Source organism: Glacieibacterium sp. (genome assembly GCF_965200405.1).
Classification (GTDB): domain Bacteria; phylum Pseudomonadota; class Alphaproteobacteria; order Sphingomonadales; family Sphingomonadaceae; genus Glacieibacterium.
In genome coordinates, this window is the sequence record NZ_OZ241356.1 from 1943628 (window position 1) to 1969985 (window position 26358).

The window sequence follows — 26358 nt, forward strand, 5'->3', positions numbered from 1 at the left end:
TCGTTACAGCTACACCGTAAATTTACGCGTCGCGGCATCTGGTCCGCGGACATGGAGATCATGCAACCTTACCCCTGGTTCGACGTCGCGGTCATTCTCGCGCTGGTGCTGCTCAACGGCTTCCTGGCGATGTCCGAACTAGCGATCGTCGCTTCGCGGCGGCCACGGCTGAAGGGTCTGGCGGCGAACGGCAACCGGGGCGCGGCAGCGGCGCTGAAGCTGTCGGCGGACCCGAGCAAGTTCCTGTCGTCGGCGCAGATCGGCATCACGCTGGTCGCCATCCTGAATGGTGCCTTCTCCGGCGAGCAGCTGGCGGGACCGACGGCCGACCGGCTGGTGGCGTGGTTCGGCATCGACACGCTGCTGGCGGCGCGGCTGGGTTTCGGCATAGTCATCGTGCTGACCACCTATGTCTCGCTGATCGTCGGCGAACTCGTGCCCAAGCAATTCGCGCTGCGCTCGCCGGAACGCATCGCCATCGCCGTCGCGCCGCTGATGGCAGGGATGACGCGCATCGCCGCGCCGTTCGCCTGGGTCCTCGACCAGTCGAGTGCGCTGGTGTTCCGCCTGCTCGGGCAAAAGCGCGAGGCGAACCACGTCGTCACCGAGGAGGAACTGCGCTCCGTCGTCGCCGAGGCCGAGACGGCGGGCGTTATCGAGGAGAGCGAGCACGCCATGATCTCAGGCGTCATGCGGCTGGCCGATCGCCGGGTGCGCGGGGTGATGACGCCGCGCGGCCAGGTCGAGTGGCTGGACGCCGATGCCAGCGACGAGGAAACCCGGGCGGCCCTGGTCGCGACACCGCACACCAGGCTGATCGTGGCGAACGGCTCGATCGACGATATCGTCGGGGTGGTGCAGGCCCGGGACCTGGTCGCGGCGCTGATTCAGGGGCATCCGCTGGACCTGCGGGCGCTGGCCCGAAACGCGCCGGTCTTGCCCGATGCGCTGGACGCGGTGGACGCTTTGGCGAGCTTGCGGGACGCCGAAATACCCATCGCTTTGGTCCACGACGAGTATGGGCATTTCGAAGGAATCGTCACTCCGGCTGATCTTTTGGCAGCGATTGCAGGGGCTTTCCGGTCGGACGTCGACGATGGCGATGAGCCGGATGTGGTGGTTCGCGACGATGGGTCGATGCTGGTTTCGGGAGCGATGGCGGCGGACGAGCTGGCCGAGCGGCTGGGCATCGACTTGCCGAGTTCGCGGGATTATCAAACGGTCGCCGGGTTCGTCCTGGCCGGAATGCGGCATCTGCCCGAAACCGGCGAGGTGATCGTGCTGGGCAAGTGGCGGTTCGAAGTGGTCGATATGGATGGGCGCAAGATCGACAAGCTGCTGGTCATGCCCGGTGTCGCGGCCGACGCCTGAGCCGCGGGGGACAATCGCCCGGGCCGCCGTAACGGTCTCGTGTTGACCGCCCCACTGGCCTTGTTCGAGGATGACGACGCGCGGCTGATGGCGCGTGTCGCGGCGGGCGACCGCGCCGCGTTCACGATCCTGGTCATCCGCCTGCACACCAGCTCGCTCGGGCTGGCGACGCGCGTGCTCGGTGATCGCCACGATGCCGAGGACGTCGTGCAGACCGCGCTGACGCGGCTGTGGACGATGGCGGCGCGCTATGATCCGGAGCGCGGCAGCGTCGGCGCGTGGTTCCGCCGCGTGCTGGTCAATCTGTGCCTCGACCGGCGGCGCAGCATCCGGCTGGTTCGCTCGCGGGTCACGACGACGCTAGACGATGCCTATGATATCGCCGATCCGGCCCCCGATCCGGCGCGCGCCGCCGAGACCCATGCCCAGGCGCGGCGCATCGATGCGGCGATGACCCGCCTCAATCCGCGGCAGCGCGCCGCCATCGCGCTGTTCCACGGCGAGGGTGCGACGATGGCCGAGATCGCCTCCGCGCTGGACACCACGCCCAAGGCGGTCGAGGGATTATTAACGCGCGCCCGTATGGAATTACGGACGCTGCTCGCCAGCGATGCCCCGATCAAGGACTAGATGACCGAGCAATGACCACCCCCCACGCCCCTGGCCGAGACCCGGCCCGCGCTGCCGAGATCATCGCCGCATATGGCGCCGATCCGCTGCGCTGGCCGGACGAGGAGCGTGCCGATGTGGTTAGCATCCTCGCGGCAGACCCCGCCCTCCGCGCCGCCCGGAAAGAAGCGGCGCGGCTCGACCATATCCTCGACGCCTGGGCGACCGGTGCGCTGGCCGGGGCGCTCGCCGACGACGGCCAGCCGGCGCACCGCGAGGCGGCCGCTGCTGCTGCGGCCGCAGCAAGTGCGCTGGCTCCGGCGACCCGCGACTGGCGACGCGCCACCGGCGGCGGTCTGTTCGCAGCCGCTGCGGCGGTAGCGGCAGCGGTGGTGGTGATGATCACCCCGACGACGGCACTGCACTCGCCGCGCCTCCAGATCGCCAGCACGGCGACGACCGTGCCGCATGTCGCGACCCCGGCCCTGACCGACGAACAGGCGTTTTCGCTGCTGTTCACACCGACGCCCGACGAAGAAGAAGCGATATGACGCCCCGGCCCGCCAGTGCGCTGACGGCGCGGCTGATGCTGCCCCTCGGCGCGCTGCTGTTCGGCGGGTTTGCGCCGTCGTCGACGGAACTCGTGGCGCACGGCATGCCCGGCCAACCGGCGATTGATCGCAGCGACGGGCGCGGCCGCGACCGGCCGATGGACCGCGAGGGCGAGGGCGGCGATCGTGGCCGCTCGCACAGCCCGATGTTCGGCACCATGAGCGATGCCGGACGACGGATCATCACCGGCGCGATGTACTGGATGCCCGGCCCCCCCGGCTCGCCGCCGGTTCGCAGCCGCGAGGGCGACCGGGACCGCGACCAGGTCCATGCCGCCCGCGATCGCATCCTGACCCTGTTGTCCGCCAACCGCCTCGACGTCGTCGCCCTGCGCCGCGCGATGGACGAGGAGCGGCAGTCCGCCAGCCAGATCAAGCTGCGCCACCAGGCCGCCATGCTCGCCGCATTCCAGCGCCTCAGCCTGACCGACCGTCGTGCCTTCGTCGCCGATGCCCGCAACATGCGTGAGCGCATGGAACGTCCGACGCGCCCGCCCGGCCGCTAGCGCCCCTGCCGCCAGCCTGTACGTCGCCGACGCGCCCGGCGGTCGCTAGCCGCAGATCAGCCCCAGCGCGTCGACCGCGTCCCCGGCCCGACCCTGCAAGCCGGTGATGTTCTGGGCGCCGCAGTCCATGTTGCCATGCGGATAAAGCTCCAGTTTCCCAGAGAACCGGCCCGGCGTCGTCAATTGAATATCGGCGGTCCCGATCCGCGTGCCGCGCGCCACGCAATGGACGTTGAGGTTCTTCAGCAGGTGATTGTCGCTTCTCAGCGAAATGAACCAGACACTCTGGATGACCGATCCCGCCGGGCAGTCGACGCTCCGCCGCTCGCCGCGGCCGCCCGCGCCACGCAAGGCCCGCCCGTCGCAGACCGGCGCGATATTGTTGATATAGGCGCCGGTGAGCGCGACGATCCCGGTCAGCAGGGCGCCGCTCGGGCAGCGCGAGATGAACTGCTGGCCACCAAGGCCGCCGTTCGGTGGCGTGAAGCGTTCCTGGGCAGTCGACGGCAGCGGTACGGCAATCGCGAGGATTGCCATCAGGACGATCGACTTGCGCAGCACAGCCTCCATCGGATGGATCGCAGGCTGCAAAGTCTCACAGCGCCGAATTGCTTCGTCAAGTGCGCGCTCGGGTAGTTCCCGGCTTGAAACAGCGGTCTCTCGGGTCGGGCGGGAGAGCATTATTGCCACGACAGGATCGGTCGCGAATCCATCTTGACGTTGCTCCGTTGGACTGGACATCCTGCGCCGGTGTCGAGGCAGGGAGCAGGCAGCGCATGAGACTGCCATCGTGCATTCCGGGCATCTGCCTTGTGGCCGCTCTTGCAGCCGCGCCGATCACGGTCGCCGCGCAGGGCCACGACCATGTCGCGATGCAGGCGCTGGGCACGGTTTCCTTCAGCACGTCGTGCGCCCCCGCCGTCGCCGCCCGCTTCGATACTGCCGTCGCGCTGATGCACTCGTTCCAGTTCGGCCGCGCCATCGCCGAGTTCAACGCGATCCTCCAGCAGGATCCGAAATGCGTCATGGCGTATTGGGGCATCGCGCTGAGCAACTGGGGCAACCCGTTCGCCGGCTTCAAAACGCCGGCTCAGCTTGCCCGGGGTGCCGATGCAGTTCGCCGGGCGCGCGCCACCGGCGCTGGCACGACGCGCGAGCGCGGCTATGTCGATGCCGTCGCGCAACTGTACGTCGAAGACCCGAAGGTTCTGCAGCCTGCCCGGATGGAAGCCTATCAGGCGGCGATGGCGTCGGTCGCGGCGGCGAATCCCGGCGATGACGAGGCCCGGATCTTCTACGCTCTGGCGCTCGCCGCCTCGGCCGATCCCGCCGACAAGAGCTATGCGCGCCAGTTGCAGGCCGGCGCATTGCTGGAACCGCTGTTCGCGCGCTTCCCGAACCATCCCGGTTTGGCGCATTATATCATCCACGCCTATGACGAGCCGGCGCTGGCGTCGCGCGCTGCCGAGGCCGCGCGCCGCTATGGTGCAATTGCGCCCGCGACCCCGCACGCGTTGCATATGCCGTCGCATACCTTCACCCGTGTCGGTGACTGGCAGGCATCGATCGACACCAACCGCGCCTCGGCAGCCGCCGCCCGGGCCGCTAACCAGCCCGCCGACGTCCTCCACGCCAGCGACTACATGGTCTATGCGTTCCTGCAGACCGGGCAGGACCGTGCCGCCGCAGCGCTGGTCAAGGCGTCGGCGGAGGTGTTTCGCGGCTTCGATCCCGCCAATGTCACCGGGGCCGCGCCCGCGTCTGCCGCCTTTTACGCGCATGCCGCGATCCCGGCCCGCTATGCGCTGGAACGCCACGCCTGGGCCGAGGCAGCACGGCTCGAACCGGTCGGCGGGCCATTCGCCAATGCCAGCGCCATCACGGCATTCGCCCAAGGGCTGGGCGCGGCGCACGCCGGTGACCGGTCCACCGCCGCCGGCTCCGTCGCCGCGCTGGCCAGGTTCCGCGATCAACTCCTTGCCGCGCATGACGAATATTGGGCCGGGCAGGTCGAGATCCAGCGGCAGGAAGTGGCGGCGATGCTGGCCCGGGCGTCAGGCGATACGGCCGGTGCGATCGCGGGCATGCGTGCCGCCGCCGTGTTGGAGGACAAGACCGAGCTGGCGTCGGTCACTCCCGGCCCGTTCCTGCCGGCGCGCGAGATGCTGGGCGAGCTGCTGCTGGCGTCCGACAAGCGCAGCGAAGCGCTTGCCGAGTTCCGCGCCAGCCTCGAGCGCGAGCCCAACCGCTATTGGTCGCTGCACGGTGCGGCCAGGGCGGCGACACTGGCCGGGCAACCGGCGGTGGCGCGATCCTATGAAGCGAAGCTGCATCGGATGACGCTCAAGGGCGACCGGGCCTTGCAAGCAGATTGAGTTAGGCTCGAACCAAATACGCACAATCAGCTTGACTATCGTAACGCTATTCGGTAAACAAGTCCCAGCTTGACGAATCGCGCTCCGAAGTTGGCGGCGGTGGTTCGCGGTGTTTCAACAATCAGCTCGGGAGAACCGCTATGGCGAGCAGCAAGGGCGTGCGGGCCGGTGACGTGCTTGAGACACGGCGGATCTTCCTCGATGCGCTGGCCCGGCTCGGAACGATGAAGGCCGCTGCTGCCGCCGCCGGGGTCAGCCCGGACTCGATCTATCACGCCCGCCGCACCGACCCTGAATTCGCCGCCGCGTGGCAGGCAATTACCGGCGCGCCGTTGCGATTGAGGGGCATGCAAGTGCGCGGCTGGAGCGCCGAGCGCCGGCAACGTTTCCTCGAATGCTTTGCCGCGACCGGATCGATGCGTCGCGCCATCGAAGCGGTGAAGGGCTCGCATACCTCGGTCTACCGGCTGTGCGTCACCGACAGCGATTTCGCCGCCGCGTGCCACGAGGCTCGCGATCAGGCCCGCAACATGCTGCAGGACGACCTGCTCGACCGCGCCCTCAACGGCGTCGAGCGCGCCGTCACCGTCAACGGCGAGCAGCGCATCATCGTCTCGCACGACAACGGCCTGGCGCTGCGCCTGATCGACCGCTGGGCGGCACGGACCGGCAAGCAGCCACGCGGCCGCTTCATCGAGCTGACGCCCGAGAATGTCGCCATCGCCAACCGCAAGGTGCTGGCATTGCTCACGCTCCACGGTGCTGCGGCGTTCAGGCCTTGACCGGCATGTCGCCCGAAGAGGCGGCGAAACTGGTGCCGCTGATCCCGGAGGCGTTGCGGATCGAGGTCGCCAATCACTTCCGTCCGAACCCCGGTCAGGCGGTGCCGCCGGGTGACTGGACAACCTGGCTGATCCTGGCGGGCCGGGGTTTCGGCAAGACCCGGACCGGCGCCGAGTGGGTCAACGCGGTCGCCAGCGCGCATGGCGGAACGCGGATCGCGCTGGTCGGCGCGACCGCCCACGACGCGCGATCGGTGATGGTCGAGGGTGCGGCGGGACTGCTGGCGGTCAATCCGGCGATCACCTTCGAGCCGTCGCGCCGCCTGTTGTGCTGGCCCAACCATAGCCGCGCCATGCTGTTCTCGGCCGAGGAGCCCGACACGCTGCGCGGTCCGGAGTTCAGCTTTGCCTGGGGTGACGAAGTGGCGCGCTGGCCCGACGGCAAGGTTACGCTGGCCACCCTGCGCATGGCTTTGCGCGTCGGATTGCGACCACGACTGCTGTTGACGACGACGCCGAAACCGCTGCCGTGGCTGAAGGCGCTCGACGCGGAGGCCGGCACGGTGCTGACGCGGGGCCGCACGACGGACAATGCCCAGAACCTGGCACAAACCTATCTGGACGCGATGGTCCGCGATTACGGCGGCACCACGCTCGGCCGGCAGGAGCTCGACGGTGAATTCATCGAGGAAGTCGAAGGCGCGCTGTGGAGCCGCGCGCTCATCGAGGCGTGTCGGATCGAGGGCGTCGCGCCGCAACCGGTGCGCACCGTGATCGGGGTCGATCCGCCCGCCGGGGCCGGCCCGAACTGCGATGCCTGCGGGATCATCGTCGTCGGCCTGACCACCGAGCGAACCGCCGTGGTTCTGGCGGATCGCACCGTGCAGGGCGTCGGGCCGGAACAATGGGCGCGCGCGGTGGCCGCTGCCTATGACGATTTCGATGCCGACCTGGTCGTGGTCGAAGTCAACAACGGCGGCGCGATGGTGGCCTCGGTACTGCTCGCGGTGGCGCCGGAACTCAACATCAAGTCGGTGCGCGCCTCGGTCGGCAAGGTCGCGCGGGCCGAGCCGGTGGCCGGCCTTTATACAGCGGGGAAGGTCCGCCATGCCGAGCCGTTCCCGCTGCTCGAGGACGAGTTGTGCGGGCTCAGTGCGGGCGGCGGCTGGTCCGGCGCCGGGCGGTCACCGGACCGCGCCGATGCGCTGGTCTGGGCGCTGACCGAATTGATGCTCGCCAAGGTTCGCGCCGAACCCGGGGTGCGCCGCCTCTAACCTGCCTTCGTTCAGGAGAAAATCATGCAATTCCCGTGGTTCGGGCGCAAGTCGCGCCCGCTGCAGACGCGTGTCGCGCCGTGGTTGTCGGCGTGGAGCCAGGCCGATCCGCCGCGCAGTTACGAGACGCTGGTGCGCGCCGCCTATCTCTCGAACCCGGTCGCCCAGCGCGCCGTGCGGCTGGTCTCCGAAAGCGTCGCAGGGGCGGCGGTGACGAGCAATCCGCCCGGCCACCCGGCGCTGGCGCTGATCCACGACGCAACGTTGGTCGAGACCATCGCGGCGAACCTGCTGCTCCACGGCAACGCCTATGTCGAGGTCGCGTGCGGCGCCGGCGGGCTGCCCGCGGCCCTGTACGTGCTCCGCCCGGAGCGCGTCACGGTCGAGGCCGATATCAACGGCTGGCCGACCGGCTACCTGTACCGCGCCGGCGACGCCGTGACCCGCTATCCGGCTGAAACGCGCGGGCAGGCGCCCGGCCTGTTGCACCTGCGTGGTTACCATCCCCTCGACGACCACTACGGCGTCGGCTGCCTTGGCGCAGCGGCGGCGGCGGTCGAGGTGCACAACGCGGCAGCGCGCTGGAACAAGGCGCTGCTCGACAACGCAGCGCGCCCGTCGGGGGCGCTGATCTATGCGCCGGCAGATGGTTCGGCACTGTCGGCGGCGCAATTCGCCCGCCTCAAGGGCGAGATGGCGGACCAATATTCCGGCGCCACCAACGCCGGACGCCCGATGCTGCTGGAGGGTGGCCTGACCTGGCAGCCGCTGTCGCTCACCCCCGCCGAGATGGACTTCGTCCGGGTCCGCGACACCGCCTCGCGCGAGATCGCGCTGGCCTTCGGGGTGCCGCCGATGCTGCTCGGGCTGCCCGGCGACGCGACCTATGCCAATTACCGGGAGGCCAATGTCGCGCTGTGGCGGCTGACCCTGCTGCCGCTGGCTGCGAAGATATTCGCGGGGCTTTCCCTGCACTTGCAGGACTGGTGGCCTGGGCTGAGCCTGACCCTCGACCGCGACTCGATCCCCGCGCTGTCGGCGGACCGCGAGCGGCTGTGGGCCCAAGTGTCGAACGCCGCCTTCCTGTCGGATGCCGAGAAACGCACCATGCTCGGCCTGGATCACGGCCGATGACCGGCCTGTCGGGCGCCATGGCCCGGGCTGCAGCCGAGGGCGCCACCGCAGCGGCACTGGTCGAGGTCGCGGAGGCTGCCAGCGAGGCCGGGGCGACCCGCGCCCTCAGCCGGATCGGCCTGCACGACGCCGACGCGGGCAAGGATATCATCGAGTTGCGCCAGCTGGTGCAGGGCTGGCGCGACGCCAAGACCTCGGCGATCCGCGCGGTGGTGAGCTGGGCGGTGCGCGGCGCCATCGCGCTGCTGGTGCTCGGCCTGGCGGTGCGCTTCGGGCTGTCCGGCGGGGTGCGGCTGTGATGCGCCTCGCGGGGTACGCCTCAATCTTCGGCATCGCGGACAGCGGCGGCGATGTCGTGCGGGCCGGAGCCTTTGCCCGGGAGATCATCGCCGCGCGCCGCCTGCCGCTGCTCTGGCAACACGCCGTCGACGAGCCGATCGGGTACATCGAGCGCCTCAGCGAAGATGGCCGCGGCCTGCGGGTCGTCGCACGGATCGCTGCCGATACCCGGCGCGGCGGCGACGCGGCGGCGCTGCTCAAGGTCGGCGCGATCGACGGGCTCAGCTTTGGCTACCGCGTCCGCGCCAGCGTGCCCGACCGGGCCCGCGGGGTGCGGGTGCTGACCGACCTCGAACTGCTCGAAGTTTCGCTGGTGACCTTCCCGATGCAATCCCGGGCCCGCGTCATCGCCATCCAGTCGTCCACAGGAGAACCGACAAATGACCTATGAAATCAAGGCCGACGCGCTCGACACCGCGTTCGACACGGTGACCCTCGCGCCGCATGACCTGGCCGCCGATGTCGCTTCGCTACAGGCCGATGTCGCCCGGCTGAACGCTCGCCCGCTTGCCCGTCCAGCGCTGAGCGGCGCCAAGGCGGAGGACGGCGGCCGCAGCGTCTTCGTCGAGCGCTACCTGCGCAAGGGCCTGGAGGCTGCCCCCGAGGTCAAGTCGCTCAACGCCACCAATGCCACCGACGGCGGCGTCGCGGTACCGCGCGAGATCGACGCGCTGATCGACATCACGCTGAAGGCGGTTTCACCGATCCGGCGCATCGCCAACGTCGTCAGCATCGGCAGCGTCAACTACCGCAAGCTGATTGCGGTCGGCGGCGTCGCCAGCGGCTGGGTGGCCGAGACCGCGGGCCGACCCGAAACCGGCGTCGAGACCTTCATCGAGATCGCGCCGCCGATGGGTGAACTGTACGCCAACCCCGCCGCGTCGCAGACCATGCTCGACGATGCGATGTTCGACGTCGAGCGCTGGCTGGCCGGAGAGATCGGCAACGAGTTCGCCCGCGCCGAGAGCGTCGCCTTCGTCACCGGCAGCGGCGTCGCCCGGCCAAAGGGCTTCATCACCTATCCGGTTGCCGTGACCGACGATACGACGCGTGCTTTCGGGACGCTGCAGTATATCGCCAGCGGCGCTGCCGGGGCCTTTGCGGCGAGCAATCCACAGGACAAGCTCATCGATCTCGTCCACGCCCTGCGTGCGCCTTATCGCCCGGGCGCGAGCTGGGTGATGAATTCGTCGACGCTGGCGAAGATCCGCAAGCTCAAGGACTCGACCGGGGCGTTCATCTGGCAGCCGGCGCTCGCGGCGGACCAGCCCGCAACCCTGCTCGGCTATCCGGTCTTCGAAGCCGAGGCGATGCCCGATGTTGCCGCCGATAGCCTGTCGATCGCGTTCGGAAACTTCCAGGCTGGTTACCTGATCGCCGAGCGGGCCGAGACCTCGGTGCTGCGTGACCCGTACACCAACAAGCCGTTCGTGCAATTCTATGCGACGCGCCGGGTTGGCGGCGCGGTGGTCAATTCCGAGGCGATCAAGCTGATGAAGTTCGCGGTCAGCTAGCGCGGTCGACATCATACCCCAAGGCGCAATGCGCCACCCCTCCCCGGGCGGGGGAGGGGGGAAAGGACCTCATGACCATTCTGAATGCAGCGATCGAAGCGAACGGCTGGGTGTTGCGTATCACGTTGACGGCGACGCCGGGCAGCTTCGCCAGCTATGCGCTGACACCTGACGCGATCCCCAAGCTGAGCCTTGTGAGCAACCACCCGGGTTATGCGCCGGCGGGCGGCACGGCGACCGCCACGACTTTGGCGCGGTCGATCATCGCCACCAAGCCGCTCCGCAAACCGGTCAACCCGCTGTCGCCGACGACGCCGGTTCTCGACGAGACCGACAATGGCGACGGCAGCATCACCGTGCGCCTGGCGCTGAGCGACTGGATCCATGCCACCGACACGGGGCTTGCCCTGACCATGCTGGCCGGCTGGCGCACTGGTGAAGCGGCGGGCACCACCCCGGTCGGCAACGGCTCGACCGTCGCGGCGGCGATGCCGATCATGCGCTGGGCCGACGTCCCATATCAGCGGGCGACCGGACCGTTCACATTGGAATTGACGGTTTTTTCGCATCATCCGCAGGGCCTGGCGCCGGTCGCCGGGGTCAGGTTCCGTGTTACCGACGGCACGACGACGCGCACCGCCTGGGCGACGGCGCAGACGAGCAGCACTCGCTACGACGATAGCGTGAGCGTCTATGCCGCGACCATCGACCCGGTCGCGGCGCCGGGCCTGACCGCGGGCCTGTTGCGCTGCGATGCCGAGGTCTACCCGTGGCTCGGCGCGATGCGCTCTACCGATCCGGCCGGCAGCGCCAGCATGAGCGGCCTTAACTTTGCCGGTTATGCCAGCAAAGCGGAAGCGCCATTCGTCGTCGGCTATGATCCCGCCGGTACGCGCTATGGCGGGCAGGTCCTGTTCATCGACCCAGCGGGTACCGCGACCGCGGTCGCGGCGATGGTCGCCAATGACTTGGCGGCGGCGAGGGCGATCGCATCGGCCTCCCGGCCACGGGACATTACCACGGCAATCCAGGCATTGTACCTCGCCAATCGTGGATTGGCAGCCGCGAACGGCGGCACGGCGGCGGTAAGGTCCGCCGATGGCGCGCGGCTGGTATTGGCAGCGGGCAACCATGCCGGTGTCGGAACGACGACGATCACGACCGGCGCCAGCTCCTCCGAGCTGGGCGTCATCATCGAAGGCGACCCGGACGACCCTGCGCCACGCGCCAATTGCGTGCTGGCGACGGGCACCGCGACGGGCTTGAAGGTCAACCGGCTGATCCTCCGCAGCTTGACGCTGGAAACCGGCACGACGTCGCTGGCGTCGACGGCGCAGGCCTATTTCTGGCTCGACAATGTCGAGGTCCGCGGAAAGTCGGGACAGGAAACCAATTCGGTTGCGCCGATCACCGCCGCAACGCCGGCAGCCGCTGCCAATCTCGCGGCGACGCGTAGCCGCTGGTGGAAAAGCGGCACGGCGTTCCGTGGCACGACACTGCGTTTCGGCCTGCTCCGCAACTGCGAGTTCTCGCGGCGCGCTGAGGGCGTCTGCATCCTCGGCGGGCGGCTGATCCCCGCCACCGAGGACGCGACCGTGACCAATGCCGAGAACGGCGCCGGCCATTGGAACAGCACGTCGGATATCGGTGCGGTCGAGGACAGCGTCGTCGCCGGCGTCGATCTGCGCAGCGTCAAGGGACGCGTCTGGGTCATCACCAGCGCTTCGGCGGCCGCCGCCGGCACGACGCTGCCAAGCATCCGGCGCGCCGTCTTTGCCAATAACCTGTGCGAGCGGATCGGCGCCGACCCGCAGCCATTCTTCTCCGCCGGCGAAGACGGTTCGGCGGTGATGAGCTATAACATCATCGAAGGTAACAGCTTTATCGGCGAACGCTGCAACCTGTTCTACTCCGACCCGGTACCGACGACGGTTGCCGAGGCCAATGGCCAGCTGAATGTCGCGATCGGCAACCGTGTCGCTAACAACAGTTTCGACTGGGCGGCGACCAAGCACGACGCCTTCAACGACCCGACGACGCTGGCGGTGCGGACCAGCGGCGGCGTCGCCGGCCCGACCGGCTACCGGCCGCAGATGGTCGAGACGTGGAGCATCACCTACGGCGTCGGCTGGGAAGCAAATCACGACTTCGGACGCCTGGGTGGCGGCAACTTTGCCTTTGAATATTTCGGGCGGCGCAGCGTCCAGGCAGTCGGCGGCGTGCCGGGCTGGCCGGCGGATCGCTCGAACGCCGGCAGTCCGACGACCGGTGGCGGCAGCTACAAGCCGCCGCCGGGGTCTGTGTTGCTCGGTCGCGGACTACGCGCGTCCATCGACCGCGACTTGGGCGGTACAACCCGCATGGTTCCGTTTACGGTTGGCAGCGTCGAGAGTGGCGCTGCTGTAACACTGGCCCCTGGCAAAGCGCGATCGAACAGCCTGGCCGGTCCGGTTGCGCTGGGCTGGCGCGGTACGCTGGTCGCCGCTCAGGGGCGGTCGTCGAGCCGTTCCGGTTCAGCAGCGATCCATTGGGGTGGCAGCCTGGCGCCCGCTCGAGGACATCTGGCGCAGGTCGGCAGCGCGGCACTGCTGGGGCTCGGGCAGGTCACGATCGCCGCCCTTTCGGCCCGGCTGGCGACGCGCGATGCCGGGACGGCGGTGCTGCCCGACCAGCCGTTCGAACTGCTGTTCGGGTCGCCGCGGCTGGTTCGCATCGCCGGCGAAGTGCGCGTGCAATTCGTGCCGCACGACTGATCTTCCAACCATCCTAAGGAGATACTCATGGCCAAGTTCGTCAACAACGACGTCCTCGACGGCGCGCTGAACATCGTCGCCACGGCGACGCGCATGGTCGCGCTGAGCGGACAACCGGCAAGCTATGCCGCCGCCGACAGCGGACGCCTGGCCGAGGCGGCGTTGACCGGGGTCGATTACGCGCTCGCCGCCGGGGACGTATCGGGGCGCAAGGTGACGGTCGCCGCCAAGGCCGGGCTGGCGATCGTCGCTGCGGGCACGGCCGATCATGTCGCGCTGCTCGATCCGGCGACCTCGCGGCTGTTGTACGTCACGACCTGCCCGGCTCAGGCGCTGCCTGCCGGTGGCACGGTGAGCTTTGGCGCATGGTCGGTCGAGGTCAATTCGCCGGTGTGAGGTGAGCCCGATGCCCGTCCCCGGGATGGCGCTAGTGCGCCGTCCCTCGCCCTGCCCGCACGCGCGGAGGGGCAGCTAAAGGAACCGCAATGGCATTCTTCTTGAAGGATCCCGCCGCCTCGATCGACTATGCAGTCGACTGGGGTGCGGGCTATCTGGGCACGCAGGTGATCGTGCAATCGGCGTGGAGCGTCGAGCCCGCCGAGACCGACGGCGTCGTCGTCAACGCGACGGTGCGCGGCGATCGTCGTAGTGGCGCGACGCTCGGTGGCGGCGTGCCGGGCCATGTCTACCGGGTGACGAACCGCGTCACGCTGAGCGATGGGCGGATCGACGAGCGCGGTATCGCGCTTCGCGTCGAGCAGCGCTGATGCTTACCGAGCTGTTCCCCGCCGGCTTTGCGCCGGTCGCGGTCGAGGAGGTCAAGGCGTTCCTGCGCGTCGATGCGTCGAGCGAGGATGCGGTGATCGGAGGCTTTGTGCGCGCCTCGGCGGCGCTGTCGGAGGCGTTCACCGGCCAGTGGCTGATCGCGCGTGATTTCACCCAGACGGTTGCAGCGAGCGGCGACTGGCAGCGGCTGGCGGTGGCGCCGGTGGTGGCGATCGATGGGCTGGCCGACGCGGCCGGGGCGCTGCCGGGTGGGGCGTATGAGGTCGACATCGACTTGGCTGGTGCAGGGTGGGTCCGGCTGCTGCGCGGCGATGCGACGGCGCGCGTGACGGTGACCGGGCGGGCCGGGCTCGCGGCGAGCTGGAACGGCGTGCCGGAGCCGCTGCGTGCCGGGATCGTGCGGATGGCGGCGCATCTGTTCACTCACCGCGACGATCCGGATGCGACGGCGCTGCCGGCTGGGGTGAGCGCGCTGTGGCGGCCGTGGCGGCGGATCTCGATCTAGCGGGCGCGCCTTAGCGATACGCGCCTTCTCCCCGGCGCTGTGCGCCGGACCCTTCGGGTAGCAAGGATGATCTATGACCGAATTCAGCGGGTTGCTCACCGAGCGCCTGGGTGTCGAGCAATGGGCGGGTGACCCGGAGGCCGGGGTCTGGACGAGCGACGGGAACGTGTGGGGCGGGCTGGTGCCGGTCGATGGCGGGCCGGACGTGCTGGGCGAGGGGCGGGTGTCGCGGACGCGGTACCGCCTGACGCTGAGGGCGCGCACGGGCATCGGGCTGGCGACGCGCTTTCTGTGGCGGGGGCGCAAGCTGAGCGTGCTGCGGCTCGAGCCCGATCACCGGCTGGCGGACCGCACGACCGTATTGGTGGAGGATCGCGGATGACGGCATTCCAGGACTTGCTGCGAGCCATAGAGGCTCGCGGCGTCGCGGTGGCGCGAGCGGCGACGCGGCGGGCCGGGGCGGCATTGGTCGCGGCGGCGGCGGCGGAATTGCCCGGCGTCACGGTGACTTCGGTTGGCGACGATGTCGTGCTGGAGGCGCCGGGCCTAAGGGCGCGGGCCTTCGGATCGCGGCGGCGGGCGGCCGATCCGCGGGTCGCCCGGCTGGTGCGGCGATGAGCGGGGTGTTCGTGCAGCAGCGGCTGCGTGGCGTTCTGACGAGCATCGCGCCGGTCTTCGACAGCGTGCCGGTCGAGGCGGCAGCGCCCTATCTGGTTATCGGCCCTGACCTGAGCAGCGACTGGTCTACCAAGACCAGTGCGGGGCGCGAGCACCGGGTGTCGGTCGCCGTCTGGGATGATGCGCCGGGGGTGGCGCGGTGCAAGGCGCTACTCGCCCAGGTCGAGTCGGCGGTATCCGCGCTGGCCGGCACGGCGGGCGGGCAGCGCATCGCCAGCGTGCTGTTCCTGCGCAGTTTCACGAGCCGCGATCCCGAGGGCTGGAGCCACGGAATCGCCGAATTTCGCATCCGAACCGAGGAGATCTGACATGGCATCCGAAAAGGGCAGCGCCTTCCTGCTGAAGGTCGGCGATGGCGCGACGCCGCCGGTCTACACTACCATAGCCGGGCTGCGGACGACGCAGTTGAGCATCAACGCCGACACGGTGGTGGTGACCAACAAGGGCTCCGGCGGCTGGCGCGAGCTGTTGTCGGGGGCGGGGGTGCGGTCGGTGTCGCTGTCGGGGGCGGGGGTGTTCTCCGGCTCGGCGGCGGAGGCGCGCGTCAAGGCCTCGGCGCTGGCGGGAACGCTGGACGGATACCAGGTCAGCTTCGAAAGCGGCGAGCGGCTGACGGGGGCGTTCCTGATCACGCGGCTGGACTATGCCGGCGATTTCAATGGCGAGCGAACCTACACGCTGGCGCTGGAGAGCAGCGGCGTCGTGGTGGTATCATGAGTGCCAATCCGGTTCGCGGCGAGGCGTCGATTTCGATCTGCGGGGTGGCGCTGACGCTGCGCCCGACGTTCGCGGCGCTGGTCGCGGCGGAGGCTGAGCTGGGGCCGTTGTTCGCGCTGGTCGAGCGCGCGGCGGGGGGTGGCCTGACGCTGGCGGAGCTGGCGGGGCTGATGTGGCACTGCGCAGTCGGGGCGCCGGGGTCGCGGGCGGAATTCTCGGAAGGGCTGGCGACGGGCGGGCTGGCGGCGGCGACTCCGGCGCTGCGCGTGCTGCTGGGGCAGATCCTGAGTGGGCGGTAGCTGCTGCCTTCCCCCCGAGGGTGAGGGCGAGGGGTTCGCCGGCGCTGCTGTCCTCGCTGCCGCCGTGGCACAGCGGTTGGGGTGGGGGCCGGACACATTCTGGGCTGCGACCCCGGCCGACCTGCGCCTGGCGCTGGGGGTAGAGCCGGTCGGCGAGGCAGCGGACGGCGCGGCGCTCGGCCGCTTGATGGAGACGTTTCCGGATGGATGATCTCGACACCCTGGTGGTCAAGGTGCGCGCCGATACCAGTGGCTTCGCGGCGGGCGTGGCCGATATCCGCGGACAGCTGGAGGGGCCGCTGGCGAGCGGGATCGACAGCGCCGGGCGCGGGCTGGAGCGGGCGCTGGGACGCGCGGTGACCAGTGGCAAGTTCGGCTTCGACGACCTTAAGCGTGTCGCCGTGGCGGCGCTGGCGGACATCGCGGTCCATGCGGCGCGGGGCGACGTCTCGGCAGCGGGCGGCGGCCTGCTCGGCTCGCTGGCCGCGGCGGCGGGATCGCTGTTCGGCGGCAAGCCGGGGCGGGCGACGGGCGGGCCGGTGACCGGAGGCAGTGCCTATTTGGTTGGCGAGCGCGGGCCGGAGCTGTTCGTGCCGACTGCAGCCGGGCGGATTCAGCCGCTGGGCGGCGGGCGCGGTGCGGTGTCGATCACGGTCAATGTCGCGGCGCCGCGCGATGCCGCCCCGGCGGTGATGCAGCGCACCGGGGCGCAGGTGGCGCGCGCCGTCCGGCTGGCGCTGGCGAGGAGCGACGGATGATCGGACATTGGCTTGCCACGACGGCCGACCAGCAGCGCCGCGACTGGCTCAAGCGCTTCGACGCGCGCTTCTGGACGGTCGATTTTCCCCGCCCGGTGATCGCTGCGGTGACCACCACCGGCCCCCGGGCGCTGCGCGTCGACCTCGCGTTCCTCAAGGCCGATGATCTTGCCGGGCTGATCTGGGCGTCGGAGGACCGCTGGGATCACGCGCTGACCGCCTATGCCACCGATCGCGACTATCGCGGCTGCAGCCTGGCGTTTCGCTGGCGCAGTTCGGGGGTGATGGCGCTGGATGCGGTCAACGGCCCGGTCCTGACGATCGAGGGGCGCGACGCCGCGGGTACGGCGCGGAACTGGTACGTCCGCCTGTGGAACTATGCGACCGGCGCCCCGGACGACTGCACCATTGCGCTGGACTTCGACTCGCTGAGCGGCGGCTTCGTGCTGCCCGGCGAGGCCGATCCGGTCTGGGCCGGCGATATCGACCGGATGTTCGTGTCGATGGTCCCGGCGGGCTTCACCGGCATCGACGTGCCGCTGGGCGTCCCGCAGGCGGGCTGGGTCGAGCTGTCCGAGATGCGCTGCGAGGGGCCGCGGTCGTGCCTGGAGATCGGCGACACCTTCGTGCCGCCGCACCGGCTGCGGATCGCGACGGGTTACGACGACAGCTACAACATTACTCCGGCACGGCTGCTGCGCGGCATCCTGCACTGCGGCTATGGCGCTGTGATCAATCACTATGTCGGGATGAGCCACTTCCCGGCGCTGGCCTGGGACGGGGCCGCCTACACCGCTGCGGCGGGCATCTGCGCTCCGGCTGCGGCGTGGCACGCGAGCTTCCTGCGCGAGGCGAAGGCGCTGGGCTTCGAGGTCATCCTGTCGCTATCGTTCGAGCTGCTCGACCAGCATTGTCCGGCGGCATGGAAGCAGCGCGACGCCGACGCGGCACCCGCGCTGACCGGCTATACCCCACCCTCGACGCTGTTGTCGCCGTGCAGTCCGGTCGCGATGGCGTGGTTGCAGGGCATCGCCGCCGGGTTCGCCGCTTTGGCCCGGGCGGTAGGGCAGCGCGTCCGCTTCCAGGTCGGCGAGCCATGGTGGTGGGTGTCGCAGGGCAATCGCCTGTGCGCCTATGATGCCGCGACGCTGGCCGCCTACACCGCCGCGACCGGGCTGGCAGCGCCCGAGATCCGCGACGTCCGCAGCATGACGACGAGCGCCAAGCGCGACTTCCTCGACTGGCTCGGCGTCAGGCTGGGCGCGGCGACGCTGGCGCTGCGCGACGCGGCGGCAGCGGACGAGACGCTGCTGCTATTCTATGCGCCGCAGGTCTTGCGCCCGGATCGTCCCGACCTGATCCGCGCCAATCTGCCGGCCGCCTGGACGCGCCCGGCCTTCGACGTGCTCCAGCTCGAGGATTACGAGTTCGTCACTCGCGGCGACTTCGCCGGACAGGGGCGGACCCGCGCCGTCGGTGCCGCGCTCGGCTACCCGCTGGCGGCGCAGCATTATTTCGCCGGTTACGCCGAGACCGCCGCTACCGCCGCCGCTGACTGGCCGCGCATCGCCGAGGCCGCCGCAGGGGCCGACGCCGCCGAGACCTTCGTCTGGGCCTGGCCGCAGGTGGCGCGCGACGGCTTCACGACCTTCGACATCCTGGGAGACGAGACGATGCCGGCGTTTCACGACGTGCGCTTTCCGCTGGAGCTCGGCTATGGCGCGACCGGCGGGCCGCAATTCTCGACGCAGGTGGTGACCACCGGCTCGGGCTATGAGCAGCGCAACAGCGGCTGGGCGGATGCGCGGCTGCACTATGATGCCGGGGTCGGTGTTCGGTCGGAGGCCGACCTGGCGACGCTAATCGCCTTTTTCCGGGCGCGGCGCGGACAGGCGCACGGCTTCCGCTTCAACGACCCGCTCGACCATGCCGGCGTGGCCGAGGCGCTGGGCAGCGGCGACGGGGTGCGGACGCGCTTCGAACTGGTGCGGACCTACGGCCTTGGCGAAGACGCGCAATTGCGGCGCATCACGCGACCGCTGCCGGGTAGCGTCCGGGTCTTGGTCGATGGCGTTCCGGCGACGGGGTGGAGCCTGGGTGTGCTGGGGGCGGTCGACTTCATCACCGCCCCCGTGAGTGGCGCGACGGTCACCGCCAGCTTCGACTTCGACGTACCGGTACGCTTTGCCGAGGATCGGATCGATGTCGGGCTGGCGGCGTGGCGGGCTGGCGACCTGCCCTCGGTGCCGCTGGTCGAGGTGCGCGAGGCATGAGCGGCTTTGCTGCAAGGCTGGCTCCCGAAGTGACGACGCTGGCGCTGTGCTGGCGCATCGTCCGCGCCGACGGAGTGGCGCTGGGCTTCACGACGCATGACCGCGACCTGGTGGTGGCGGGACTGCGCCACGCCAGCGCGCCGGGGATGCTGCCCTCGGCGATCAGCAGCGGCGACGGGCTGGAGGTCGACACGATGGAGGTCGCGGGCGCGCTCAGCGCCGGGTCGATCACCGCCGGCGACCTTGGCTCGGGGCGCTACGACGGCGCCTCGGTCAAGGTCTTCATGGTCGACTGGGCGGCGCTGGAGGCGGGTACGCTGCCGCTGGCGCGCGGGACGCTGGGGGAGGTGGCGCGCGCGGCGAGCGGCGCCGGGGGCAGCTTCACCGCCGAATTGCGCGGTCCGACCGCGGCGTTCGACGCGCTGTGCATCGAGGTTTATTCGCCGGAGTGCCGGGCGGAGCTGGGTGATCGGCGGTGCCGTGTCGACCTGGCGCCGCTGACGATGCGCGCGGCGGCGATCGCCCAGGACGGCGCGCGGCTGACAGTCGGCGGCGCGGGCGCGGACCTCGACCGCTTCGCGCAGGGGCGCTGCCGGGCGATCTCGGGGGACAACGCCGGCATCGATGCGCGCATCGTCTCGGGCGGGGCAGGGTGGATCGAGCTGTTCGAGCCGCTGCCGTTCGCGGTCGCGGCGGGGACGAGGCTGGAGCTGCGCGAAGGCTGCGACAAGCGCTTTGCCACGTGCAGCGGGCGCTTTGCCAATGCTCTGAACTTTCGCGGCGAACCGCATGTGCCGGGCGGCGATCTGCTCACCCGCTTCGAAATCGGATGAGGGCTTTGCCTGTACCCCTCCCCGGAAGGGGGGAGGGGGAAGTGACTTCGCATCGTCATGCCGCGGCCATCGTCGCCGCGGCGCGATCCTGCGTCGGGACACGGTTCCGTGTGCAGGGCCGGCTGCCCGGTGTCGGGCTCGACTGTATCGGCGTGGCGCTGGTCGCCGCGGCGGCGGTCGGGGTGCGGGCGGTGACGCCGCGCTACACGCTGGGCGGGGACGGCGAGGCGGCGCTCGATGTGGCGCTGGTGGCGCTGGGGTGCGTGGTGGTGGCGATCCCGCAGCCCGGCGACCTGCTGGTCGCAGCCCCGGCAGCGGGTCGGCGGCATCTCGGCATCGTCACGCCCGGCGGGCTTGTCCACGCGCATGCCGGGTTGCGGCGGGTGGTCGAGGCGCCGGTGGATCCGGGCTGGGCGATCGTCGCGGCGTGGCGCTTCCCCGACGATCGATCCGGCAATCAGGAGGGCTGACATGGCGACATTGGTTTTCGGCACCATCGGCCGGGCCGTGGGCGGGCCGATCGGCGGCATCCTCGGGACGTTCCTGGGGGGCTTTGCCGACCGCGCGATCTTCGGCGGCGGTGGCAAGGCGCGTGAGGGGGCCCGGGCCGGCAATTTGTCGGTGCAGGCGTCGACCTATGGCGACCCGATCCCGCGCCTGCACGGCAGCATGCGGGTGGCGGGCAATCTGATCTGGACGAGCGGCATCGTCGAGCACGCCTCGACCGCAGGCGGCGGCAAGCACGGCACCAAGACGACCAGCTACAGCTATACGGCATCGTTCGCGGTGGCGCTGAGCGCACGCGCGGTGCTGCGGACCAGGCGGATCTGGGCCGATGGCAAGCTGATGCGCGATGCCGGCGGGGCGGCGGTGCTGCCGGCGGTGATCCGCCTGCACGACGGTAGCGAGGGCCAGCCGGCGGACCCGCTGCTGATCGCCGCAGAGGGCGCCGCCCCGGCCTACCGCGGGCTGGCCTATGTGGTGTTCGAAGATCTGGCGCTGGCGGAGTTCGGCAATCGCATCCCGAACCTGACCTTCGAGGTCGTCGCCGACGAGGCGCTCGACGGCGGGCGCGTCGTCGGTGACCTGTGCGACGCAGGCGGGCTGCGCGGGGTCGGCGTGGCGGGGGCCTTCCCGGCACTCGGCGGTCATGTCGCGGCGCGGGCCGGCGATGTGCGGGCGCAGCTCGGCGGGCTGGTCGAACTGCTCGACCTGACGCTGGCCGACGATGGCGAGCGGCTGACGCTGCGGGCGGGACCTGCCGCGGCGGGCGTCGATCCGGCCGCAGGCGACTATGGCAGCACGGCGGCGGGCGGCGATCCGCACCGGGCGCGGGTCGAGGGGCTGGCGCCGTCGAGCGCCGCCGCGGATGCGCTGGCGCTGGGCTTCTACGACATCATGCGGGATTATCAGCCGGGCCTGCAGCGGGCGGTGCGGCGGACACCGGCGCGGACCGTGCTGCAGCTCGATGCGCCGCTGGCGCTGGACGCGGTCGCGGCAAAGCATCTGGCGGCGTCGGTACTGGCGCGGGCCGCGGCGGCGCGGACGACGGCGACGGTCAACCTGCCGCCGCGCGCGCTGGCGGTACGCGCCGGTACTACCATACTGCGGCCCGGCGATACCGTGCCGTGGCGGGTGCGGCGCTGGACGATGAGTGGCTTCGCGGTCGAACTGGAACTGGTGCGGCAGGGCGTCGGCAGCCTGGCCTCGGGTCCGGCGGATAGCGGGCGGGTGCACGAGAGTGTCGCCGTGGCGGCGGGGACGACGGTGCTGGAGGTCCTCGACCTGCCGCCGCTGCCGGGGGCGCTGGCGACGGTACCGCGGCTGTGGCTGGCGGCGGCAGGTGCATCGCCCGGGTGGCGGCGGGCACCGGTGGCGATCAGCCTCGACGACGGTGGGAGCTACACCGCAGCCGGGATGATCGCCGCGCCGAGCATCATCGGCACGCTGGCGACCGGGCTGGCAAGCGGCGGCGTCAGCCTGTGGGATCGCAACGGGGTTTGCGACGTGACCTTGCTCGGTAGCGCGATGTGGCTGGAGGGGCGCGACGAGGCCGCGGTGCTGGGCGGCGCGAATTTGGCGCTGATCGGCGACGAGCTGGTTCAGTTCGCCGAGGTCATGGCATTGGCGCCAGGGGTGTTTCGCCTCGCCACTCTGCTTCGCGGGCGGCGCGGCAGCCCGGTGGCGGTGCATCCGGTGGGAACGCGGTTCGTGCTGCTCGATGCGGATCGGCTGCTGCCGGTCGATCTCGACGTCGAGCAGGTCGGACGGACCTTGCGACTGCGCGCGGAGGGCGCCGGAGACGTGGGGGCGGCGGCGCAGGCGCTGGTGCTGGCGGGCACGGCGCTGCGGCCGCTCGCCCCGGTCTTCGTGCGCGGTCACGTGGATGGTGGCGACCTGGTGTTCGGCTGGGTGCGCTGCAGTCGCGCCGGGTTCGGCTGGCTCGACGGTGTCGATGCCCCGCTCGCCGAGGAGACGGAGGCTTACGCACTGACGCTGTCCAGCGCCGGCGGTGTCGTGCGCCGGGCAACCGCGACGGTGGCGGGCTGGCGCTACACCGCGGCGATGCGCAGCGCCGACGGGCTGGCATCCGGCACCGCCGTTACCTTGTCGGTGGCTCAGACCGGCGCTTTGCCCGGCACTGTCACGACCGCCCAATTCATCCTGTCCTGACTGGAGATCGATCATGGCCGAAGTTTCGGATCGCTATGCGCTGCCGCTGTTGCAGACCGCCCAGGCCCAGAAGGAGGTGACCCACAACGAGGCGGTGACTGCGATCGACACGCTGCTCCACCTGTCGGTCGAGACCGCGATGCTTGCGGTGCCGCCGAATGCGCCAGTCGGTGGAACCGGATGGATCGTTGGCGCGTCATCGACCGGAGCCTGGACCGGCAAGACGGGGCAGGTGGCGTTCTGGACCGAAGGCGGCTGGCGCTTCACCGTCCCTCGACAGGGATGCGTGGCCTGGCTGCGAGACGCCCAGCATTTTGCGGTCTATACGGCCGCGGGATGGCGCGACGATGGCTGGCCGGTCGCCGGGCTTCGTATCGGCGCTCGGCTGGCGTTGGCCTCGGCGCCAACTACGGTGACGGTTCCAGTCGGCGGAACCGTTATCGATATTGAAACACGTGCGGCCTTGGCTGCCTTGCAGGCAGCGTTGCGTGCTGCGGCTATAGTCTTGTGATGGCGGATGCTCACGGGATATACTTCGCCGCCAACTGTTGTTTCTTTGCAACATGTAGGCTTATTCGCGACTTGCGTGGGTACAGAGCGTCAGTTAGGACGTTAGGGGCGCTTCGAGAGAAGCACAGCTAGTTAAGAGAGGGATTACACAATGCGGAAATTTGCCGTGGCGTTGGCGCTGGCCACCACAGCACTCGCAGGGCCGGCCTTTGCGAAGGACGGTTCATTCTACATCGGCGTCGATGCCGGTGGCATGCTGGTCGAGGACACGCGCTTCGACATCCGCAACGCCGCGGGCACGTCGACGTCCAACAACGCCGTCAAGCTCGACCATGAGTATGGCTACGACGTCGATGCCAACATCGGTTACGATTTCGGCATGCTGCGGACTGAATTCGAAGTCGGCTACAAGGATGCGAACCTCGATAGCGTCCAGGTGAACGGTGCGGTTCCGCTGCGCCAGTTCAACGGCGCGGTCGGCGTTCCGGCCACGGGCAACTACTCGGCAGCAGACGGCAACAGCCGCGTTCTGTCGTTCATGCTCAACGCCTTGCTCGACTTCGGTGGCAAGGAGCCAGGTGCGATCAGCGGTTTCGTCGGCGGTGGTGCCGGTATCGCTCGCGTCAAGCTCAGCGAACTGCAGCTCCGCAAGTACGGCGCCGCCTTCATGGACGACAGCGACACGCGCTTCGCCTACCAGGCAATCGCCGGCATCCGGAAGCCGCTGAGCGAGCACGTCGACCTGTCGCTCAAGTATCGCTTCTTCACGGTTCCCAAGGTCAAGGCCTTCACGGTCAATGGTCTCGAGACTGAGTCGAAGTTCCGCAGCCACTCGGTGCTGGTCGGCCTGACCTACAACTTCGGTGCCGATGCGCCGCCGCCGCCGCCGCCGCCGCCGCCGGCACCTGTGACGCCGCCGCCGCCGCCGCTGCCGCCTTGCCCGCCAGCCGCTGTGACCCCTGGACCGTTCCTGGTGTTCTTCGATTGGGACAAGTCGCTCGTCACCGCCGAAGCAGCCGCCGTTCTCGACCGTGCTGCGGAGCAGTATGCCGCAACCGGCCAGACCAGCGTTTCGCTCGCCGGTCACGCCGACAAGTCGGGTACCGATGCCTACAACGTTGGCCTGTCGCAGCGCCGCGCCGATGCGGTCAAGGCTTACATGGCTTCGAAGGGTGTTCCCGACGGCGTCATCACCACCGAGGCATTCGGCGAGAGCCGTCCGCTGGTCGAAACTGCCGATGGTGTGCGCGAGCCGCAGAACCGTCGCGTGGAAATCACCTTCGGTGGCGCACCGGCCGCTCCGTCCTATCCCTGCACGCCGCAGTAAGCGTCTCGGGATATTGAAATGCGAAGGGCCGCCCGAAAGGGCGGCCCTTTTGCTATGTGGCAAAGATCGAAACGACGAAGCGCTCTACCCGGCGCGACCCGGGGAGCTACGCCGGGGCGATCAGCCGTCGATCGACGGCAGGACCTGCGGCGAGGCGTGGACGCCGAGTGAGGTCTGCACCGGCGGCGGCGTCAGCGCAGCCCGAAGCTCGGCATTGCGCTGCATCGCAAAATTTCCAAAGCTGCCTTTTGGCAGCACCAGTGCGGCGCGGCCGACGAAGCTCGCGGTTTCGCAGAAACTGTACTGCGCATCGAGCGTCGAGAAGCTGTTGTAGGTCCGCGTCGTATACTGGTCGAAGCTGTTGAGCGCCTTGGCCTTGTCGTAGCGCTTGAAGTGCGCCTGCATCGTCGTCTGCGCCTTGGCGAGCTCGCCCGAGTGCTGCTTGAGCATGTCGTTGTAATTGCGCACGGTTCCGAGAAACGGCGAGAACTGGCACTGCAGCGCCGCGACGTTGAGCCCGGCGCGCATCGTCCAGATCGCATTCGCCTCGGTCTCCGCCGGTGTCATCGGTCGAAGGACGATCTGCTGGGGAACCATCAGCCCGATCGGCTTGGGGATCGTCGATCCGACGGCGAGCACGGGCGGCTCGGGAACCATGTCGGTCTTGATGACGGTGGGGCCCGCCTTGCGCGCCGACTTGGCGGCGGTTGGCTTGCCTGCTGGAGCGGCGGCGGTCTTCTTGCTCGCCGGCGTGGCTGGTGGCGACTTGCTCGCCGGAGCGGCGTTGGCGACCGTGCAAAGCCCGGACGAAAGCATGATCAGGACGAAACTGGAACTACGCATCGGCTATCCCCAAAGCTCACCCGTGTTCGGGGGAGCAAGACGGCATAACCGGCAGGAAGATGCGCCGCCAGCCCCGATAAGAGGTGGCGGCGCGAATGCGATCAGCCGAGGATGCTGCCGAGCTGCAGCGCGACGGACATGTCGCCCTCGATCTTGAGCTTGCCCATCATGAAGGCCATCTGCGGGTTCTGCTTGCCCGTGGCCATATCGGTGAAATCGGACATCGAGACCTTGACGGTGCAATCGACGGGGAGATCCTGGTTGTCGACGACGGCCGGAGAAACCGTGTCGTCGATGCGGACGACGCCATCGTCGCCGAAGTCGAACTTGACCGACTTGCGCAGGTTGGCGCTGGTTCCGACGCGGCTGCGCATCTGTTCGGTAATCCGTTCGAGGCTCATCGCATATTCCTCATGGTCGGGCAGGGGTGCCGCTGGACATAACGTGCGGCCCATAAAAGAAGGGCCGCCAAATCTGGCGGCCCTTCAAATCGTCGGACGAAAGAGTAAGCCTGAGCTTACTTCTTCTCTTCGGTCGTCGTCGTGGTGCTCTCGGTGGTTGCCGGAGCCATTGCGTCGGCGGCAGGAGCCGTCGTTGCGGTGGCATCAGCAGCGCCAGCGGCAGGAGCAGCCGTTGCGTCGGTCGTGGTGGTGTCGGTAGCGGCCGGCGGCGTCGCCATTGCATCCGTTGCAGGAGCAGTGGTCGTCGTCTCGGTCGTCGTAGCCGTTTCAGCCTTCTTCTCGCCGCAAGCGACGACCAGCAGGCCAACACCAGCGATCAAGGTCACGGTCTTCAGCTTCGTCAGAAGATCACCCATTTCAAACTCCTTGTTCTATTATCGAGCGTGATAGCGTCGGTTTCGGTTCAGCCCTTATCCCCTAACCGAGG

General features: G+C 69.5%; 32 protein-coding genes. 28 read left to right on the plus strand and 4 right to left on the minus strand.

Going from position 1 to position 26358, the window contains the following annotated elements; translation table 11 throughout:
• Positions 1-51 precede the first annotated feature (51 nt).
• From ACOFKW_RS09085 to ACOFKW_RS09100, 4 genes are read left to right on the plus strand one after another with little or no spacing between them, the layout of a single operon-like run.
• The gene (locus ACOFKW_RS09085; protein WP_419813830.1) at positions 52-1371 is read left to right on the plus strand and encodes a hemolysin family protein; all 1320 of its coding nucleotides are present in this window, start codon (positions 52-54) and stop codon (positions 1369-1371) included.
• A 39-nt stretch (positions 1372-1410) separates the two neighbouring features.
• A complete protein-coding gene (locus ACOFKW_RS09090; RefSeq protein WP_419813831.1) occupies positions 1411-2001 on the plus strand; it encodes a sigma-70 family RNA polymerase sigma factor in 591 nt (196 codons plus the stop codon).
• Between the two features lie 11 nt (positions 2002-2012).
• Positions 2013-2531 carry a hypothetical protein gene (locus ACOFKW_RS09095; protein WP_419813832.1) on the plus strand — a complete coding sequence of 173 codons (519 nt, stop codon included), beginning with the start codon at positions 2013-2015 and terminating at the stop codon, positions 2529-2531.
• Complete coding sequence (locus tag ACOFKW_RS09100) at positions 2528-3097, plus strand: hypothetical protein (RefSeq protein ID WP_419813833.1); 570 nt, start codon at positions 2528-2530, stop codon at positions 3095-3097. The genes ACOFKW_RS09095 and ACOFKW_RS09100 overlap by 4 nt, the downstream gene beginning before the upstream one ends.
• Positions 3098-3142: 45 nt before the next feature.
• On the opposite strand, the gene ACOFKW_RS09105 is transcribed toward ACOFKW_RS09100, so the two are convergent.
• Positions 3143-3838: a hypothetical protein gene (locus ACOFKW_RS09105; RefSeq protein WP_419813834.1), complete on the minus strand. Its 696-nt coding sequence runs from the start codon at positions 3836-3838 to the stop codon at positions 3143-3145.
• 35 nt (positions 3839-3873) lie between these two features.
• Here ACOFKW_RS09105 and ACOFKW_RS09110 point away from each other — a divergent pair, with 35 nt between their 5' ends.
• From ACOFKW_RS09110 to ACOFKW_RS09225, 24 genes are all read left to right on the plus strand, one after another.
• On the plus strand, positions 3874-5472 hold the full coding sequence (locus ACOFKW_RS09110) for a hypothetical protein (protein WP_419813835.1): 1599 nt from the start codon (positions 3874-3876) through the stop codon (positions 5470-5472).
• A 140-nt stretch (positions 5473-5612) separates the two neighbouring features.
• A complete protein-coding gene (locus ACOFKW_RS09115) occupies positions 5613-6254 on the plus strand; it encodes a hypothetical protein (protein ID WP_419813836.1) in 642 nt (213 codons plus the stop codon).
• 5 nt (positions 6255-6259) lie between these two features.
• The gene (locus ACOFKW_RS09120; protein ID WP_419813837.1) at positions 6260-7528 is read left to right on the plus strand and encodes a DNA-packaging protein; all 1269 of its coding nucleotides are present in this window, start codon (positions 6260-6262) and stop codon (positions 7526-7528) included.
• 24 nt (positions 7529-7552) lie between these two features.
• Positions 7553-8662, plus strand: coding sequence for a phage portal protein (locus tag ACOFKW_RS09125; protein ID WP_419813838.1), 1110 nt, complete (start codon positions 7553-7555; stop codon positions 8660-8662).
• The gene (locus ACOFKW_RS09130; protein ID WP_419813839.1) at positions 8659-8961 is read left to right on the plus strand and encodes a DUF6127 family protein; all 303 of its coding nucleotides are present in this window, start codon (positions 8659-8661) and stop codon (positions 8959-8961) included. The genes ACOFKW_RS09125 and ACOFKW_RS09130 overlap by 4 nt, the downstream gene beginning before the upstream one ends.
• Complete coding sequence (locus ACOFKW_RS09135; RefSeq protein ID WP_419813840.1) at positions 8961-9392, plus strand: HK97 family phage prohead protease; 432 nt, start codon at positions 8961-8963, stop codon at positions 9390-9392. The genes ACOFKW_RS09130 and ACOFKW_RS09135 overlap by 1 nt, the downstream gene beginning before the upstream one ends.
• On the plus strand, positions 9382-10515 hold the full coding sequence (locus ACOFKW_RS09140) for a phage major capsid protein (RefSeq protein ID WP_419813841.1): 1134 nt from the start codon (positions 9382-9384) through the stop codon (positions 10513-10515). Before ACOFKW_RS09135 ends, ACOFKW_RS09140 begins: the two co-directional genes overlap by 11 nt.
• A gap of 71 nt (positions 10516-10586) precedes the next feature.
• Positions 10587-13268 (plus strand): hypothetical protein, encoded by a 2682-nt coding sequence (locus ACOFKW_RS09145; RefSeq protein ID WP_419813842.1) that lies wholly within the window; start codon positions 10587-10589, stop codon positions 13266-13268.
• 27 nt (positions 13269-13295) lie between these two features.
• Positions 13296-13664, plus strand: a complete 369-nt coding sequence (locus ACOFKW_RS09150; RefSeq protein WP_419813843.1) for a hypothetical protein — start codon at positions 13296-13298, stop codon at positions 13662-13664.
• Positions 13665-13753: 89 nt separating this feature from the next.
• Complete coding sequence (locus ACOFKW_RS09155) at positions 13754-14035, plus strand: hypothetical protein (RefSeq protein WP_419813844.1); 282 nt, start codon at positions 13754-13756, stop codon at positions 14033-14035.
• Complete coding sequence (locus ACOFKW_RS09160) at positions 14035-14559, plus strand: head-tail connector protein (RefSeq protein ID WP_419813845.1); 525 nt, start codon at positions 14035-14037, stop codon at positions 14557-14559. The genes ACOFKW_RS09155 and ACOFKW_RS09160 overlap by 1 nt, the downstream gene beginning before the upstream one ends.
• A 73-nt stretch (positions 14560-14632) precedes the next feature.
• A complete protein-coding gene (locus ACOFKW_RS09165) occupies positions 14633-14941 on the plus strand; it encodes a hypothetical protein (protein WP_419813846.1) in 309 nt (102 codons plus the stop codon).
• Positions 14938-15177 carry a hypothetical protein gene (locus tag ACOFKW_RS09170; protein ID WP_419813847.1) on the plus strand — a complete coding sequence of 80 codons (240 nt, stop codon included), beginning with the start codon at positions 14938-14940 and terminating at the stop codon, positions 15175-15177. The genes ACOFKW_RS09165 and ACOFKW_RS09170 overlap by 4 nt, the downstream gene beginning before the upstream one ends.
• Positions 15174-15545 carry a DUF3168 domain-containing protein gene (locus tag ACOFKW_RS09175; protein WP_419813848.1) on the plus strand — a complete coding sequence of 124 codons (372 nt, stop codon included), beginning with the start codon at positions 15174-15176 and terminating at the stop codon, positions 15543-15545. Before ACOFKW_RS09170 ends, ACOFKW_RS09175 begins: the two co-directional genes overlap by 4 nt.
• A gap of 1 nt (position 15546) precedes the next feature.
• Positions 15547-15954, plus strand: coding sequence for a phage major tail protein, TP901-1 family (locus ACOFKW_RS09180; RefSeq protein ID WP_419813849.1), 408 nt, complete (start codon positions 15547-15549; stop codon positions 15952-15954).
• On the plus strand, positions 15951-16253 hold the full coding sequence (locus tag ACOFKW_RS09185; protein WP_419813850.1) for a GTA-gp10 family protein: 303 nt from the start codon (positions 15951-15953) through the stop codon (positions 16251-16253). Before ACOFKW_RS09180 ends, ACOFKW_RS09185 begins: the two co-directional genes overlap by 4 nt.
• A 64-nt stretch (positions 16254-16317) precedes the next feature.
• Positions 16318-16464, plus strand: a complete 147-nt coding sequence (locus tag ACOFKW_RS09190) for a phage tail assembly chaperone (RefSeq protein WP_419813851.1) — start codon at positions 16318-16320, stop codon at positions 16462-16464.
• Positions 16457-17011, plus strand: coding sequence for a tail tape measure protein (locus ACOFKW_RS09195; protein WP_419813852.1), 555 nt, complete (start codon positions 16457-16459; stop codon positions 17009-17011). The genes ACOFKW_RS09190 and ACOFKW_RS09195 overlap by 8 nt, the downstream gene beginning before the upstream one ends.
• Positions 17011-19284 (plus strand): phage distal tail protein, Rcc01695 family, encoded by a 2274-nt coding sequence (locus ACOFKW_RS09200; RefSeq protein ID WP_419816918.1) that lies wholly within the window; start codon positions 17011-17013, stop codon positions 19282-19284. Before ACOFKW_RS09195 ends, ACOFKW_RS09200 begins: the two co-directional genes overlap by 1 nt.
• The gene (locus ACOFKW_RS09205) at positions 19281-20117 is read left to right on the plus strand and encodes a DUF2163 domain-containing protein (protein ID WP_419813853.1); all 837 of its coding nucleotides are present in this window, start codon (positions 19281-19283) and stop codon (positions 20115-20117) included. The genes ACOFKW_RS09200 and ACOFKW_RS09205 overlap by 4 nt, the downstream gene beginning before the upstream one ends.
• A gap of 41 nt (positions 20118-20158) precedes the next feature.
• Complete coding sequence (locus ACOFKW_RS09210) at positions 20159-20587, plus strand: peptidoglycan endopeptidase (RefSeq protein WP_419813854.1); 429 nt, start codon at positions 20159-20161, stop codon at positions 20585-20587.
• Position 20588: 1 nt separating this feature from the next.
• Positions 20589-22790, plus strand: a complete 2202-nt coding sequence (locus tag ACOFKW_RS09215; protein WP_419813855.1) for a phage tail protein — start codon at positions 20589-20591, stop codon at positions 22788-22790.
• A gap of 13 nt (positions 22791-22803) precedes the next feature.
• Positions 22804-23301 carry a DUF2793 domain-containing protein gene (locus ACOFKW_RS09220; protein ID WP_419813856.1) on the plus strand — a complete coding sequence of 166 codons (498 nt, stop codon included), beginning with the start codon at positions 22804-22806 and terminating at the stop codon, positions 23299-23301.
• 150 nt (positions 23302-23451) lie between these two features.
• The gene (locus ACOFKW_RS09225) at positions 23452-24627 is read left to right on the plus strand and encodes an OmpA family protein (protein WP_419813857.1); all 1176 of its coding nucleotides are present in this window, start codon (positions 23452-23454) and stop codon (positions 24625-24627) included.
• Positions 24628-24747: 120 nt separating this feature from the next.
• On the opposite strand, the gene ACOFKW_RS09230 is transcribed toward ACOFKW_RS09225, so the two are convergent.
• The 3 genes from ACOFKW_RS09230 to ACOFKW_RS09240 form a co-directional block, all read right to left on the minus strand.
• Positions 24748-25470 (minus strand): hypothetical protein, encoded by a 723-nt coding sequence (locus tag ACOFKW_RS09230; protein WP_419813858.1) that lies wholly within the window; start codon positions 25468-25470, stop codon positions 24748-24750.
• A 101-nt stretch (positions 25471-25571) separates the two neighbouring features.
• On the minus strand, positions 25572-25871 hold the full coding sequence (locus ACOFKW_RS09235; RefSeq protein ID WP_419813859.1) for an SCP2 sterol-binding domain-containing protein: 300 nt from the start codon (positions 25869-25871) through the stop codon (positions 25572-25574).
• Between the two features lie 116 nt (positions 25872-25987).
• The gene (locus ACOFKW_RS09240) at positions 25988-26287 is read right to left on the minus strand and encodes a hypothetical protein (protein WP_419813860.1); all 300 of its coding nucleotides are present in this window, start codon (positions 26285-26287) and stop codon (positions 25988-25990) included.
• Positions 26288-26358 lie beyond the last annotated feature (71 nt).